This window comes from Bradyrhizobium canariense, from assembly GCF_019402665.1.
In the GTDB taxonomy this organism is placed as follows: Bacteria; Pseudomonadota; Alphaproteobacteria; order Rhizobiales; family Xanthobacteraceae; genus Bradyrhizobium; species Bradyrhizobium canariense.
This window is the reverse complement of sequence record NZ_VSST01000148.1, coordinates 1-753: the sequence shown is the minus strand read 5'-3', so window position 1 is coordinate 753 and position 753 is coordinate 1. Positions and strand designations below refer to the sequence as shown.

General features: G+C 66.7%; 1 protein-coding gene. It reads right to left on the bottom strand.

What is annotated here, in order from left to right; all coding sequences use genetic code 11:
• On the bottom strand, positions 1-753 hold a 753-nt coding region (locus FXB41_RS40390), incomplete at both ends, for a methyl-accepting chemotaxis protein (protein WP_246649638.1).

Here is a 753-nt window from a genome sequence, read left to right as displayed (position 1 = left end):
ATCGACGTCGAGATCGACGAGATCTGGCCGATGGTCGCACCGATCTCCTTGATCGCCGCAACCGACTCGGCGGTGGCGCCCTGCATGCCCGTGATGTGCGAGGAGATCTCGTCGGTGGCCTTCGCGGTCTGGCTCGCCAGCGACTTCACTTCGCTGGCCACGACGGCAAAGCCGCGGCCGGCTTCACCGGCGCGTGCCGCTTCGATGGTCGCGTTGAGCGCCAGAAGATTGGTCTGCTCGGCGATCGCCGTGATCAGCTTGACCACTTCGCCGATCTGCTGGGCGGCATGCGAGAGCTTGCCGATGCGATTGTCGGTCTCCTTTGCCTGCACCACGGCGTTTTCGGCAATGCGGCTGGAATCGCGTACCTGGCGGCCGATCTCCTCGACCGAGGCCGAGAGCTCTTCCGTCGCGGTCGCCACCGACTGCATGTTGCTGGAGGCCTGCTCGGAGACGTCGGCGACCTGGCTCGACAGGCTCTGCGTGGTCTCGGCGGTGCGGGTCAGCGTCGAGGCCGCCGATTCCAGCTGCACGGCGGACGCCGAGACGTTGGAGACGATGGCACCGACCGCGCTTTCGAAATCGTCGGCGAAACGAATCAGTTCGGAGCGGCGAGCAGCGCTTGCTTCCTTGTTCTGGGCCTCGTTGGCGGCGGCGTCGCGCTCGGCCTTGGCCACGGCCTGCACCTTGAATTCTTCGACCGCACCGGCCATCTCGCCGATCTCGTCCTTGCGGCCCAGGCCCGGCAGCACG